Origin of the sequence: Spongiibacter tropicus DSM 19543, assembly GCF_000420325.1 — a bacterium.
In the GTDB taxonomy this organism is placed as follows: domain Bacteria; phylum Pseudomonadota; class Gammaproteobacteria; order Pseudomonadales; family Spongiibacteraceae; genus Spongiibacter; species Spongiibacter tropicus.
This window is the reverse complement of record NZ_ATUS01000001.1, coordinates 1,057,106-1,072,096: the sequence shown is the minus strand read 5'-3', so window position 1 is coordinate 1,072,096 and position 14,991 is coordinate 1,057,106. Positions and strand designations below refer to the sequence as shown.

The following is a 14,991-nucleotide window of genomic DNA, read 5'->3' as shown; positions in this document are numbered from 1 at the left end:
GTTCTGGCGGAGAGCGTATGGGGGGGAGTGCGGTGAGAGTCGTTAGAGTTCGGTACTCAGCTTGGCTTCGATATCCGCTTTGCAGCGATACAGGCCTTCGCGTATGTCGGACTCAATGGCAGGGACACGGGCGGACGGCAATACCACGGCCACGCAATAGCGCCCCTGATAGGTTTCGACGGGAATGCCGAAGCCGGTTATGCCAATGGTGTGCTCGTCGTAGTCGGTCGCGATGCCCGATTGGCGCAGGGTTTTCAATTCCTTGAGCAGTGCCTGGCGACTCCGTGTGTGTACGGTGAGCTTGGGCATGTCCTCCGGCAGCAGGCGCTCTACCTCCTCGTCATCCATGTCCAGCAGCAAGGATTTACCCGACGCCGTGGAGTAGATGGGAATTTGCATCGTGCCGACGGGAAAGACAATGCGCAGTTCGCGCTCGGCGGTAATCGTGTCGGCAACAATGACCTGGCTGCCGCTCAGTCGGCAAAGTGCTACGGATTCGCCGAGTGTACTGTGCAGCGCTTCAAGGTGCGGCCGAATCTGCGAGATGATGTCGCACTGGGCCTGGAATACCAGACGACTGACCTCGGGCCCCAGGCGCAGGCCGCCGTTCTGGCTGAGTGATTCCACCAAGCCCTCTTGCTTCAGTGCATTGACGATGCGCTGCACCGTCGAGCGAGGCAGATCAATGTCTTTGGCGATGGCACCCAGACTCATCCCGCTGCTGTGTTCGCTCAGTGCTCGCATGATCGCCGCCGCTCGGGCGATGACCTGAATGCCGCCGGGTGAGTCTTCGCCCGAGGGGCGTCCGTTGTTGGCCATGGCGCGTTGCTTACTCCTTTAAATCTCGTGTCACCACCGCAGCGTCTGCGGGGCGTAGAGCCTGTGTTTTTAGAATTATGCCTTGTTGGTGTCGCGCAATATAGCAATTCGCTATTGCCATGTAAATTCACTATACGGTACAGTGTATCGCTAGTAGATACATGCATCAATCTTGTCAGGAGTTGCTTTCCATGAGCTGTTCGCGTCTTGTTTCTCCCTGCTTTCGCCCGCTTGTGGCTGCCGCGCTGCTGGCGCTGGTCGCATGTGGGGAGTCGGCGGCACCCGCCGAGCAGGCGCCCGCTGCCGCTCCCGTGGGTGTGCATCGGGTAGACGCGCGCGACCTGAACAGCACCGTGATGCTGCCGGGGCGCACCGTGGCGCATCGGGTGGCCGAAGTGCGGCCGCAGGTATCGGGTATTTTGCTGAAGCGACTGTTTGACGAAGGTGCGGCCGTGGAAGAAGGGCAGCCGCTGTATCAGATCGATCCTGCACCCTATCGGGCCGAGCAGGCCAGGGCAGAGGCCGGACTGGCAACGGCCCAGAACCTGTGGACCCGTTACGGCAAATTGTTGAAGAGCAAGGCGGTCAGTCAGCAGCAATATGACGATGCCTTCACCGCCTTGCAGGCCGCCAAGGCCGAGCTGGAAATCGCCAATATCAATATGCAGCACACCGTCGTTCGCGCACCCATTGCGGGGAAAATCGGTCGCTCCATGGTGACGGAGGGCGCGCTGGTCAGCGCCTCGCAGGCACAGGAACTGGCGGTGGTCACGCAGCTCGATCCGATTTATGTCGATGTGGTCCAGCCGGTCAGTCGGATTCTTGAGTGGCGTGAAAGTATTCGTGCCGGTCGCCTGCAACTGTCGGCCGACAGCGAGGCGACCGTTACTCTGCACCTGGGCAATAACCGTCGCTATGCTCACAGCGGTCAGCTTCAGTTCTCCGAGGTCAATGTCGATCCCGGCACGGGCTCGGTGACGCTGCGTGCTGAATTTCCCAATCCCGACGGCGAACTGCTGCCGGGCATGTTTGTGCATGCCGAGCTGAACGAGGGCAGTCGCGACGATGCGATTCTGCTGCCCCAGCAAGCCGTGTTGCGCGACCCTACCGGACAGGCGTCTGTATGGCTGGTGGGCGAGGGCAATGTCGCTGAGCGTCGGCCGGTCACCCTGCTGCGAACCGTGGGCAATACCTGGTTGCTGGAAAGCGGCGTCGCCCCCGGCGATCAGGTGATTGTCGATGGCGCGATGATGCTGCGGGAAGGCATGCCGGTGGCGCCCAGCGCCCCGGCCTCGCCCGTGGATATGAGCACCGCGTTTACCACGGCAGCGAAATAAGCGAGGCCCGGCATGTCGAGATTCTTTATAGACCGCCCGGTCTTTGCCTGGGTGATTGCCATTCTGCTGATGTTGGGCGGTGCACTGTCCATTCGCGGCCTGCCGGTCAGCCAGTACCCCGATGTTGCGCCGCCAGCGGTGGGCATCAGTATTAACTATCCGGGGGCGTCGGCCGCCACCGCGGAAGATTCGGTCACGCAGGTCATTGAACAGCAGCTCAATGGTCTGGATGGTCTGCGCTATATCTCCTCCGAAAGCCTGTCGACGGGCAACATCACCATTGTGGCGACCTTCGAGCAGGGCACCGATCCGGATATCGCTCAGGTGCAGGTGCAGAACAAGCTGCAACTCGCCATGCCCATGCTGCCCGAAGAAGTGCAGCGTCAGGGCGTGCGGGTAGCCAAGCACAAACCCGGCTTTATGCTGGTGCTGGCACTGGTGTCGCAGGATGGCCGCCTCAGTTCCGCCGACTTGGGTGACTTCGTGGTGTCTACGCTGCGCGATCCCATCGCGCGAACGACCGGGGTCGGCGATTTCATGGTGATGGGCGCGCCCTATGCCATGCGCATCTGGCTGGACCCGGCCAGGCTGCACAGTTACGACCTGATGCCTCAGGATGTTATCAGCGCGATTCGCAGCCAGAACGTGCAGGTGTCATCGGGACAATTCGGCGGCCTGCCCGCCCATGACAAAGTGCGCCTCACCGCCACGGTCGTGGGCAAGGTGCGGATGAAAACCGCCGAGGAATTCGAAAACATCCTGCTGAAAGTGGATGCTTCCGGTGCGCAGGTGCGCCTCAGCGACGTGGCCGACGTGGTGCTGGGCAGCGAGAACTTTTCCATTTCTTCTCACTACTGGGGGAAACCGGCGGCGGCGATGGGCCTGAAACTGGCCAGCGGTGCGAATATGCTGGATACCGTGGCAGCGGTTAAAGACACACTGGAACGTATGCAGCCGTATTTGCCCGAGGGCGTGGAAGTGGTTTATCCCTTCGACACCTCGCCGGTGGTGGCGGCGTCAATCGAAGGGGTGGTGCACACGCTGATTGAAGCCGTGGTGCTAGTCTTCCTGGTCATGCTGCTGTTCCTGCAGAACCTGCGCGCGACGATTATTCCCACACTCGCGGTGCCGGTAGTGCTGATGGCGACCTTCGGGGTGATGTTCGCGCTGGGCTTTACCATTAATGTGATGACCATGTTTGCCATGGTGCTGGCGATCGGCCTGCTGGTGGACGACGCCATTGTGGTGGTGGAGAACGTCGAGCGCATCATGTCCGAGGAGGGCCTGTCGCCCAAGGACGCCACCCGCAAGTCCATGGATCAGATCCAGAGTGCGCTGGTCGGCATCGGTCTGGTTATCTCGGCCGTGTTTATGCCCATGGCCTTTTTCGGTGGCTCGACCGGGGTTATCTACCAGCAGTTTGCCATCACTATTATCTCGGCCATGAGCTTCTCGGTGCTGGTGGCCCTGTTCTTCACACCGGCGCTCTGCGCCACTATTCTCAAACCTGTTGAACGCGGCGAAGCCCACAGCAAACTGCGTTTCTTCCGTTGGTTTAATACCCGTTTCGACCGCGGCGCTCAGCGTTACAGAAGCTGCGTCAACTTCGTGCTGGCGCGCCGGGGTCGTTTTATTCTCGCCTACCTGCTGATCTGTGGTCTGGCTGCGTGGGTCTACCACGTACTGCCCTCGGCCTTCCTGCCGGAAGAAGACCAGTCGGTAATGGTCGTGCAGGTGCAGTTGCCCGGTAATTCCACGGCGGCCCAGACCGAAGAGGTGGTCGCCAAGCTGCGCCACTACTTTGAAGAAAACGAGCCCGACACCGTGCGCTCGGTGCACGCCGTGATCGGGTTTAACTTTGCTGGTCGCGGTCAAAGCTCGGCCAATGTGTTTGTCAGCCTGAAATCCTTCGAGGAGCGCCCCGAGGCGTCGCAGAGCATTTTTGCGGTGGCAGAGCGCGCCAATGCCTATTTCTCTACCCTGCGTGAAGGGCGGGTCTTTGCCATTGTGCCGCCGTCCATCATCGAGCTGGGCACCGCCAGCGGTTTTGATATTTACCTCAAAGACAACGCCGGTCTCGGGCGCGAGGTGCTCGATCAGGCGATGGGGCAGTTCCTCGGTATGGCCGCGCAAGAGCCCAGCCTGACCATGGTGCGCCCCAACGGACCGCCCTACGAGGCGCAGTATGAGGTCATTATCGACGATGAGCGGGCGCGCGCCTTGCAGGTGTCGCTGGACGATATCAATAACGCCCTGTCGGCGGCCTGGGGCTCGACTTACGTAAACGACTTTATTGATCGCGGGCGCAGCAAGAAGGTGTATGTGCAGGGTGTCTGGTCATCGCGTATGAGTCCGGAAGATCTCGATAAATGGTATGTCCGCAATGCCGACGGCGGCATGGTGCCGTTCTCGGCGTTTGCCAGCGGCGAGTGGACCTATGGCTCACCCAAGTTGCAGCGCTTTGGCGGTCTGCCCGCGATCCAGATTCTCGGTGCCGCTGCGCCGGGCTATACCTCCGGCGACGCGATGGCAGCCGTGGAGCGCATAGCCCAGACACTGCCCACCGGTATCAGCATGGAATACTCCGGCTTGTCGTATGAAGAGCGCGCCTCGGGCTCGCAGGCGGGCATGCTCTACGTGCTGTCGGTGTTGATTGTGTTCCTCTGTCTGGCCGCCTTGTATGAAAGCTGGTCGGTGCCCTTTGCGGTCATTCTGGTGGTGCCGCTGGGCATACTGGGTGCCCTGGTGGCGACCTGGTTGAGAGGGCTCAACAACGATGTGTATTTTCAGGTCGGTATGCTGACCACCATGGGGCTGGCGGCGAAGAACGCCATCCTGATCATCGAGTTCGCCCGCTCGCAATATGAGCAAGAGGGCAAGCCGCTGTTGCAGGCGACCGCCGATGCGGCAAGGTTGCGGCTGCGGCCGATCATCATGACCTCGCTGGCCTTTGTGTTTGGCGTGCTGCCACTGGCGGTGGCCAGCGGTGCCAGCAGCGGCAGCCAGCATGCCATTGGCACTGGTGTGGTCGGCGGGACGATTGCCGCCACGCTGCTGGCCATCTTCTTTGTGCCGCTGTTCTATGTGGTGGTCGTCAAACTGGTGGCACGCCTGAAGGGGGATGACGCGCAGGAGGCAGCCGAGCACGCGTGATACCCTCTGGCAAAATCGGCGGCAAATAAATGACCTCGCCGATGCACCTTTTGATGTGCTGATTCGGTATTAACAGTAGAACGGCCTCTACAAGGTGTAGATTGCGCGAGGGATTTTTGCCGCTGCCGTGTTTAACTTGAGCCTGTGTAGAGATTTTGTCTTCGGGATGAGGTCTGTATACAGGCTTTTTATCGGTGGTCATAACCACCTTCTACACGTGATTCCTCCGGAGACCCCGCCGTATGACTCAGCGCGCGCCACTGAGCCCAAAGCAGAAAACATTCGCCTGGTTGGCCCTGCTGATCCTGCTGCTTGCCGGGACCAGCTACCTGCTGCTCAGCGGTGACTCAACGGAAAGCGACACGCCGATGCGCGGTTTCGGCGGCATGACCACCTCGGTGCGGGTCGTGCCGGTGGAGCAGGGCAGCCTCGATGTGCGGCTGCGTGCAATCGGCACTGTCAGCGCGCTGAATACCGTGGTAGTGCGCAGCCGGGTTGGCGGTGTGCTGGAGGAACTGCTGTTCGAGGAAGGCGCCGAGGTCAGCAAGGGCGACGTGCTGGCACGCATTGATGCCGAGCCCTATCAGGCCCAGCTCGACCAGACCTTGGGCCAGCTTCAGCAGAACGAAGCCCAGTTGGAAAATGCCCAGGTCGATCTCGCCCTGTATCAGGGGTTGTATGCCGAGGACTCGATTGCCCGGCAGGAACTCGACAGCCAGGCGGCGCTGGTCCGCGAGCTGAAGGGCGCCAACAAAAGCTCACAGGCACAGGTGGCCGATGCACGGCTGCAACTGTCGTGGACGAACATCACCGCGCCGATCGCCGGCCGTCTCGGTCTGCGCAAGGTCGATGCGGGCAACCTGATTACAGCCAACGATGCCGACGGCATTGTCACCATCACCCAGACCAAACCCATTTCGGTGCTGTTCACGGTTCCCGAGGTGGAAGTGGCGGGGCTGCGCGAAGCCATGCGTGGCGATGCTGCCCTGCCGGTGGAAGCGCTGAGCCGTGACGGCGAAACCGTCATTGCCCGCGGGGTATTGCAGACCCTCGACAACCAGATCGAAACCACCACCGGCACACTGCGTGCCCGCGCGCTGTTTGCCAACGACAACGACGCGCTGTTCCCCAATCAGTTTGTTAACGTCCGCCTGCGCGTGCAGCAGGTCGACAATGTATTGATGGTGCCTGCGGATGCGGTGCAGCACGGCTCTCAGGGCGACTATGTCTACACCGTGGAAGACGGTGTATCCCGCTTGAAAGTGGTGACCCTCGGCGCCGCCGACGGCGACCGGATTGTGATTACCCAGGGGCTGCAAGCGGGCGATCAGGTGGTGCTGGAAGGCTTGGACCGCCTGCGTGATGGCCGTCCGGTTGTGGTCGATGGCGAGGGGGCATCCGCCGCGCTGGAACTGCCGGTCGGCGGATTGCAGCGCGAGCGACCAATGGGACCGCGGCCGGAAGGCGGTCGCGAGCCACCGAAAGACGGCGAACGCGCGAAGGATGACAAGGACGCCAAAACGCCCGGCGCGGCGCCCAAAAGAACTGCCTCATCGGAGGCATAGTCACCGGCGATGAATATTTCCCGTCCCTTTATCCTTCGTCCGGTGGCGACCTCATTGCTGATGCTGGCGATGTTGTTTCTCGGCATGCTGTCCTGGCGCCTGTTGCCGGTGGCCGCGCTGCCGCAGGTGGAATATCCGATTATTCAGGTATTCACATTCCACCCCGGTGCCGGGCCGGAAGTCACTGCCCGCAGCATTACCGGGCCGCTGGAAAAACAGCTCGGCCAGATTCCCGGTCTCAAGCAAATGTCGTCCACCAGCTCTGGCGGCGCCTCGGTGATTACCCTGCAGTTTGCGCTGGAGGTCGATCTCGGTGTGGCTGAGCAGGAGGTGCAGGCCGCGCTGAACACCGCCAACAGTCTGTTGCCCAGCGACCTGCCCACGCCGCCCATTTACCGCAAGGTGAACCCCGCCGACGCGCCCATTCTCACGCTGGCGATCTCCTCCGAGAGCCTGCCGCTGCCCACCGTGCACGATCTGGTCGACACCCGCATGGCCCAGAAGCTGGCGCAGTTGCAGGGCGTGGGGCTGGTCAGTCTGGCGGGCGGTCAGCGTCCCGCGCTGCGCATTCAGGTCAATCCCACCGCCATTGCCGCCTACGGGCTCAGCCTCAACGACGTGCGCACGGCGGTGTCGGCCACCAACGTCAATCAGCCCAAGGGCAGCTTCGACGGCCCCTATCGCAGCACCATGCTCGACGCCAATGACCAGATTCGTTCGGTGGACGATTACGAAAAACTGATTCTGACGTGGGTGGACGATGCGCCGCTGCGGCTCGGTGATGTTGCCACCATTATCGACGGCGCCGAGGACCGCTTCCTCGCCGCCTGGGCCGACACCCAGCCTGCGGTGCTGCTGAACGTGCAGAAGCAGCCGGGCGCCAATGTGATTGATGTGGCCGACCGTGTGCAGGCGCTGCTGCCACAGCTTGCCGCGACCCTGCCCAATGCGGTGGACGTGACGGTGCTCAGCGACCGCACCGACAGCATCCGCGCCTCGGTGCGCGACGTGCAGAAAGAGCTGCTGTTCGCCATCGCGCTGGTGGTGCTGGTCACCTTTGCGTTTCTGCGCAGCGTGCCCGCCACCATCATTCCCAGCATCGCCGTGCCGCTGTCGCTGGTTGGCACCTTCGCCTTCATGTATCTGGCGGAGTTTTCCATTAACAACCTCAGCCTGATGGCACTGACCATCGCCACCGGCTTTGTGGTGGACGATGCCATCGTCATGCTGGAGAACATCGCTCGCCACCGCGAAGAGGGCGCTTCGCCCATGGATGCGGCGCTGAAAGGTGCGAAGGAGATTGGCTTTACGCTGGTCTCGCTCACGCTGTCGCTGATCGCGGTGCTGATTCCCCTGCTGTTTATGGCCGATGTGGTGGGGCGCATGTTCCACGAATTTGCCGTGACGCTGGCGGTCGCCATCGGCATTTCGCTGGTGGTGTCGCTCACCCTTACGCCGATGATGTGCGCGCGCATGTTGCGCCAGCCGCTGGAACTCGATGAAGACCGGGGCCTGATTGCCCGGCTGATTCAACGCTATGGCACCGCACTGGACTGGGTGCTGGAACGCCAGCGCGCCACCATGGCGGTCATGCTCGGCACTATCGCGCTTACCGGCTTGCTGTATCTGCTGGTGGATAAAGATTTCTTCCCGGTACAGGACAGCGGCGCCATTCAGGTGGTGACCGAAGCACCTCAAACCACCTCGTTTGCCAATATGTCCAACCGTCAGCAGGCGCTGGCGGCGGCCCTGCTGGAAGACCCTGGCGTCAGCAGTCTGTCGTCGTTCATCGGTGTGGACGGCACCAATACCACGCTGAACAGCGGTCGTATGTTAATCAGTTTGCCGCCTCACGGTGAGCGGGATGAATCGGTGTTCGAGGTGATCGAGCGGCTGCGCGAGCGCGCCCAGTCAGTGCCCGGTATCGATGCCTGGTTCCAGCCGGTGCAGGAGCTGAGCATTGAAGATCGCGTCAGCCGCACTCAGTACCGCTTCACGCTCACGGCGGCCAGCAGCGACGATCTGGCCGAGTGGGTGCCCAAGCTGATCGCCGCGCTGAACGCGCGGCCTGAACTGCAGGATGTCGCCAGCGATCTGCAACAGCAGGGGCAGGAAGCGTATATCGATATCGACCGCGACGCGGCAGCTCGCCTCGGGGTGAGCGTGTCATCCATTGCCGATACGCTGCAGAACGCCTTTGGTCAGCGGCAAATCGCCACCTTGTTTACCCAGGCCAATCAGTACCGGGTGGTGCTGGAGGTGGATCAGCGTCAGGCCACCGGCCTGAGCGCCCTGCAAAACCTCTATGTGCCGACGTCGTCCGGTGAGCCCGCGCCACTCAGCAGTGTGGCGACGGTGAAAGAGCGTCAGGCGCCGCTGCTGGTTAATCATCAGGGCCAGTTCCCGTCGGCCACGGTGTCGTTCAATCTGAAGCCGGGCATCTCGCTGGGTAAGGCAGTGGCGGCCATCGAAACCGTGCAGCAAGAGATCGCCTTGCCGCTGGGTATTGAAAGCCGCTTTCAGGGCGCCGCCGAGGCTTTCCGGGCCTCGCTCGCCAACAGTCTGTGGCTGATTTTGGCGGCGATTATCACCATGTATGTGGTGCTGGGTGTGCTGTATGAAAGCGCCATTCACCCGGTCACCATTCTTTCCACGCTGCCGTCGGCCACCGTCGGTGCGCTGCTGGCACTGCTGATCAGCGGGCGGGCCTTTGACCTGATTGCGGTGATCGGCGTGGTGCTGTTGATCGGCCTGGTGAAGAAGAACGGCATTATGATGGTGGACTTCGCCCTCGACGCTCAGCGTCATCAGGGCCTGTCGCCACGGGATGCCATTCACCGCGCTGCCATGCTGCGCTTCCGCCCCATTCTGATGACGACCCTCGCCGCCCTGTTCGGCGCGTTGCCGCTGATGCTGGCCGGTGGCAGTGGCGCCGAGCTGCGCCAGCCGCTGGGTCTGGTAATGGTCGGCGGCCTGCTGGTCAGCCAGGTGCTGACGCTGTTCACCACGCCGGTGGTCTATCTGTTCTTCGATCGCCTGCGCTCGCGTTTTGTGAGCGATGACGACGAGGCCCTCACCGAGGTGGCGCGGTGAACCTGTCGCGGCTGTTTATCGACCGGCCGGTAGGCACCGGCCTGCTGTCGCTGTCGCTGGTGCTGCTGGGCCTGTTGGCGTGGCGGCTGCTGCCGGTGGCGCCGCTGCCACAGGTGGATTTTCCGGTGATCAGCGTGACCGCCAGCCTGCCCGGCGCCAGTCCGGAGAGCATGGCAGCCACCGTGGCGACGCCGCTGGAGCGGGCGCTGGGCAGCATTTCTGGGGTCACCGCCATTTCCTCGTCGAGCAATCAGGGCAGCACTCAGGTGGTGCTCAATTTCGAGGTGGATCGCGACCTGAACGCCGCCGCGCGGGATGTACAGGCCGCCATCAACAGCGTGCGCGGTCAGCTTCCCTCGGGTATGCCCGGCAATCCCCAATTTCGCAAAATCGACCCGTCTCAGGCGCCCATCATGGGGCTGGCACTGAGTTCCGATAATCTGTCGCCCAGCGAACTGTACGACGCCGCCTCGACCATTCTTGCCCAGCGCATTGCGCAGATTGTCGGCGTGGGCGAAGTGGCCGTGAGCGGCGCCTCGCTGCCCGCCGTGCGGGTCGAGTTGAATCCCGGCGCGCTGCTGCACAGCGGCGTGGCGCTGGACGATGTGCGCAGCGCCATTACTCAGGCCAATGCCCTGCGCCCGCTGGGGGTGATTGAAGACGACGCCATGCGCTGGCGGGTGACCACCAGTGATCCGCTGCGCAAGGCCAGCGAGTACCGAGAGCTGGTGATCCGCGAAAGCGACGGCGGCGTGCTGCGCCTCGGCGATGTGGCCAATGTCACCGACTCGGTGGAAGACCGCTACAGCAGCGGTTTTCACAATGACCGCCCGGCAGTGATCCTGATGATCAGCCGCCAGAGCGGCGCCAATATCGTCAAAACCATCGATGCGATCAACGAGCAACTGCCTCGCCTGCGAGCGCTGATGCCCGCCGACAGCGAACTGGCGGTGATTATGGATCGCTCCCCGGTGATTCGCGCCACCCTGCGCGAAGCGCAAATTACCCTGCTGATTGCCGTTGGCCTGGTGGTGCTGGTGGTGTGGGGCTTTCTCGGCCGCCTGCGCAGCGCGGTGATTCCCAGCCTCGCCATTCCGGTCTCGCTGATCGGCTCGGCGGTGTTCATGTACCTCTACGGCTTCTCGCTGAACAACCTGTCGCTGATGGCGCTGGTGGTGGCCTGCGGCTTGGTGGTGGACGACGCCATTGTGGTGCTGGAAAACATTCAGCGGCATATCGAAGCCGGACTGCCACCCAAACAGGCGGCACTGGAAGGCGCCCGCGAAGTGGGCTTTACCCTGCTGGCGATGAACGTGGCGCTGGTGGTGGTCTTCGTGTCCATTCTGTTTATGGGCGGGGTGATCGAGCGCCTGTTCCGCGAGTTTTCCATCACCCTGGCGGCGGCGATTGTGATCTCCCTGTTGGTGTCGCTCAGCCTCACCCCCAGCCTCTGCGCCCGCTGGCTCAAACCCCAGCCCAGTCGGCGGGAAGAGGGCGCGGTGGCGTTTTACAGTCGCGAGCTGTTCGATGGTCTGCTGAACGCGTATCAGCGCAGTCTCGACTGGTCGCTGCGCCACTCAAAGCTGCTGCTGGTGATTCTGCTGGCGGTGGTGGCGGGCAATGTCTACCTCTATGCCAGCCTGCCCAAAACCAGTCTCCCGAATCAGGACACCGGGCAGGTGCGCGGCTTTGTGCGCGGCGACGACGGTTTCTCCTTTCAGGTGATGCAGCCCAAAATCGAGGCTTATCGCCAGTACCTGCTGCGCGATCCCGCCGTGGCCGATATTACCGGCACCAGCGGTGGCAGCGGCGGCCTGACCAACGCGCAGGTCACCGTCAGCCTCAAACCGCTGAGCGAGCGCGGCGACTCGGCGCAGGCGGTGGTGGATCGCCTTCGTGCCAATGCGCCACTGGTGCCCGGCGGCATGTTGTTTCTGATGGTCGATCAGGATATCCGCCTGTCCTCGCCGTTCCGCCGCAGCGAATACGAAGTGCTGCTGCGCTCCGACTCGCTGGAGGCGCTGTCGGAGTGGGGTGCGAGGGTGGCGATTGCCATGCAGGACCTGCCGGAGCTGATGAATGTCGATCCGCCGCGCAGCGGCGAGACCCAGCAACTGGTGCTGGAGATCGACCGTGAAACCGCCCGGCAATATGGCGTGGACATGAACATGGTCGCCTCCATGCTCAACAACTCCTTTTCCCAGCGGCAGGTGGCAACGCTTTACGATGATATGAACCAGTACCGCGTGGTGATGGAGCTGAGCCCCGGCTACACCTCCAGTCCCTCGGTGCTCAAGCAATTGCAGGTGCTGACCAGCGACGGCAGCTCGGTGCCCTTATCGACCTTCGCCACCTGGGACTACGGCATGGCCGAAGACCGTATTCGCCACGAGGGCCAGTTTGCCTCCAAGGGCATCGGTTACGAGCTGGCGCCGGGAGTGACCGCCGAGCAGGCCGAAGAGGCCATTGGTGCCATGCTCGACAAGGTCATGCTGCCCAACGCCGTGCACCGCGCGCCGAGTACCGAGCAGGCGGATTTCGAAGCCAACCTCAACCAACCCTGGCTGCTGCTGTGGGTGGTGCTGGCGGTGTATCTGGTGCTGGGCGTGTTGTATGAAAGCACCCTGCATCCGTTGACCATACTGTCTACGCTGCCACCGGCGGGCATCGGCGCACTGATCGCGCTCAAAATATCCGGCAGCTATTTGAGTTTGATCGCCTTGCTGGGCCTGTTCCTGCTGATCGGCATTGTGATGAAAAACGCCATTATGATGATCGACTTCGCCTTGCAGGCGCAGCGCCGCGACGGCATGGCGCCGGAACAGGCCATTCGCGAGGCCGCCATGCGCCGCTTGCGCGCGATTTTGATGACCAATCTCGCCGGTCTGCTCGGCGCCGTGCCGCTGGCCATGGGTTTTGGCGAGGGCGCCGAAATGCGTCGACCGCTGGGCCTGACCATTCTCGGCGGTCTGCTGGTCAGCCAGTTTTTGACCCTGTACACCACGCCGGTCATCTATCTTTATCTGGAGCGTCTGCGCCGCGCGATATTGCGTCGCCGTCAGGCCCGCCCCGACAATGAATTTCAGGCCCTGCCATGATTGTGAATCGACTTCCCCGTAAATCGCTGCTGTTGAAAAGCCTGTTCAGCGCAGTGCTGCTGACCGGCTGCGCCGTCGGGCCTGACTATCAGGCGCCGGATATCGCCCTGGCCGATGACTACAAATACGAAGACGGCTGGCAAACCGCCCGTGCCGAGGTCCAGCCGCTGCCCGCCGACTGGTGGCAGGTATTTGGCGATGCCGAACTGACCGCGCTGGTCGAACAGGCCATGCAGGCCAATCAGACACTGGCTCAGGCAGAAGCCAGCTATCGCGCCGCCGAAGCCCAGTGGCGCGGCAGCCGCAGCGACTACTTTCCCAGTCTTGATCTCAACTTGTCGCAAAGCCGCAGCGGTGGCGACAACACGCCACTTAGCGAACGCAGCGCCGCGAGCCTGAACCTGAGCTGGGCGCCGGATGTTTGGGGCCGCGTACGCCGTCAGGTGGAATCCCAAAAAGCCAGCCTGCAAGGCAGCGCCGCTGATCTGGCGGCGGTGCGCCTGTCGATTCAGTTGTCCGTCGCACAGAGTTATATCCGCCTGCGTGTTCTGGATTTGCAGCGGCAGATCCTCGAAGAAACCATGGCGACCTACGACCGCTCTGCGCGTCTGACCAATAACCAGTACAAAGCGGGCATTGTGTCGCGGGGCGATGTGATTCAGGCGGAAACCCAGCGCCAGTCGCTGCGCGCCGATATGATCGACCTGCAAAACCAGCGCGCACTGGAAGAAAACGCTATCGCCGTACTGCTGGGTAAAGCGCCGGTGGAATTCTCCCTGCCGCCCAAACAGTCGCTGCCCGACTTGCCCGCGCTGCCTGAAGTGCTGCCCTCCACGCTGATTGCAAAGCGCCCCGACGTGGCCTTTGCCGAGCGCCAGCTCGCCGCCGCCAATGCAGAAATCGGTGTGGCACAGGCCGCGTGGCTGCCCAGCTTTTCCATCAGCGCCAGTCAGGGCGTGCAGGCGGCCAGCTTCAGCGCCCTGCTCGACACCCCGACCATGGTTTGGTCCGTCGGCCCCAGTCTCGCCCAAACCCTGTTTGACGGCGGCACCCGCCGCGCAGTGGTCGCCGTTGCTAAAGCGCAATACCAGCAGCGCCTCGGTGCTTATCGCCAAGCTGTACTTGAAGCCATTGCCGAAGTGGAAAGCGCGCTCGCGAGTATCCAACTGCTGGGCGACAAAGCCGAGCAGCAGGACAAGCTGCTGGACCTGGCCGAAGAAAACGAGCGCATCATCGTTAACCGCTACGAAGCGGGCATGATCAACTTCCTCGAAGTCGCCACCGCCCAGAATCTCACCCTCAGCGCCCGCCGCGCCAAACTCAGCAACACCGCCGAACGTCTGAAGGCCGCACTGCAACTGGCCGCCGTGATCGGCGGGCCGTGGGACAGCGCCATGCCAGTCAGCCAATCCGTTAGCGAGGCGCAAACAGCCACCGCGCGCTAGCTACACCGCTGATCAGGGGCGCCAAGCCACGCAAAAGGCGCCTCAGACCCTTTCTAAGGGCCTGATATCTGTATTCTCGTGGCCCCAATGTGCTTCACTGAAGAACGGCGGTTCTCGCCGTGATGAACACTCTGTACCGACTGATCACTATTGCTTAACTCACCGTCGTTTGCCGGAGAACTCCATGTCATTTCAAAAAATAAACAAAGCATAAACATCTGCCGCCTTACGGCGATGTTCCTTGCGAGCGCCGTTTGCGGTGTGTGCTTTATGTTAACCATGAAAAATAATGAAAGGCTTGATCCCGCAGCGGTACGATTCTATTGTAAGTAGCCTGTAGCGACGCACTAGCATGTGCTCCCGCAATGACCGAAGGAATGGTGAAACGCCCATAATGACAATCCCCGTCAATAATCTGTATGCATATACAGTATTTCCCGATAAATCCTTCCTGCCGTTGAAGTGGCCCTGTTATTGGTCT

7 protein-coding genes are annotated in these 14,991 nt (G+C 62.0%); 6 read left to right on the top strand and 1 reads right to left on the bottom strand.

Annotated features, from left to right (window positions below; translation table 11 throughout):
* Window positions 1-42: 42 nt before the first annotated feature.
* The gene (locus G411_RS0105095) at window positions 43-819 is read right to left on the bottom strand and encodes an IclR family transcriptional regulator (protein WP_022958098.1); all 777 of its coding nucleotides are present in this window, start codon (window positions 817-819) and stop codon (window positions 43-45) included.
* Between the two features lie 191 nt (window positions 820-1,010).
* Here G411_RS0105095 and G411_RS0105090 point away from each other — a divergent pair, with 191 nt between their 5' ends.
* From G411_RS0105090 to G411_RS0105065, 6 genes are all read left to right on the top strand, one after another.
* A complete protein-coding gene (locus tag G411_RS0105090) occupies window positions 1,011-2,156 on the top strand; it encodes an efflux RND transporter periplasmic adaptor subunit (protein WP_022958097.1) in 1,146 nt (381 codons plus the stop codon).
* A 12-nt stretch (window positions 2,157-2,168) separates the two neighbouring features.
* The gene (locus G411_RS0105085; RefSeq protein WP_022958096.1) at window positions 2,169-5,309 is read left to right on the top strand and encodes an efflux RND transporter permease subunit; all 3,141 of its coding nucleotides are present in this window, start codon (window positions 2,169-2,171) and stop codon (window positions 5,307-5,309) included.
* A gap of 242 nt (window positions 5,310-5,551) precedes the next feature.
* Window positions 5,552-6,874, top strand: coding sequence for an efflux RND transporter periplasmic adaptor subunit (locus G411_RS19410; protein WP_022958095.1), 1,323 nt, complete (start codon window positions 5,552-5,554; stop codon window positions 6,872-6,874).
* 9 nt (window positions 6,875-6,883) lie between these two features.
* Window positions 6,884-9,967 carry a multidrug efflux RND transporter permease subunit gene (locus G411_RS0105075; protein WP_022958094.1) on the top strand — a complete coding sequence of 1,028 codons (3,084 nt, stop codon included), beginning with the start codon at window positions 6,884-6,886 and terminating at the stop codon, window positions 9,965-9,967.
* A complete protein-coding gene (locus G411_RS19405; RefSeq protein ID WP_022958093.1) occupies window positions 9,964-13,065 on the top strand; it encodes an efflux RND transporter permease subunit in 3,102 nt (1,033 codons plus the stop codon). Before G411_RS0105075 ends, G411_RS19405 begins: the two co-directional genes overlap by 4 nt.
* Window positions 13,062-14,510 (top strand): efflux transporter outer membrane subunit, encoded by a 1,449-nt coding sequence (locus G411_RS0105065; RefSeq protein ID WP_022958092.1) that lies wholly within the window; start codon window positions 13,062-13,064, stop codon window positions 14,508-14,510. Before G411_RS19405 ends, G411_RS0105065 begins: the two co-directional genes overlap by 4 nt.
* Window positions 14,511-14,991: the final 481 nt, after the last annotated feature.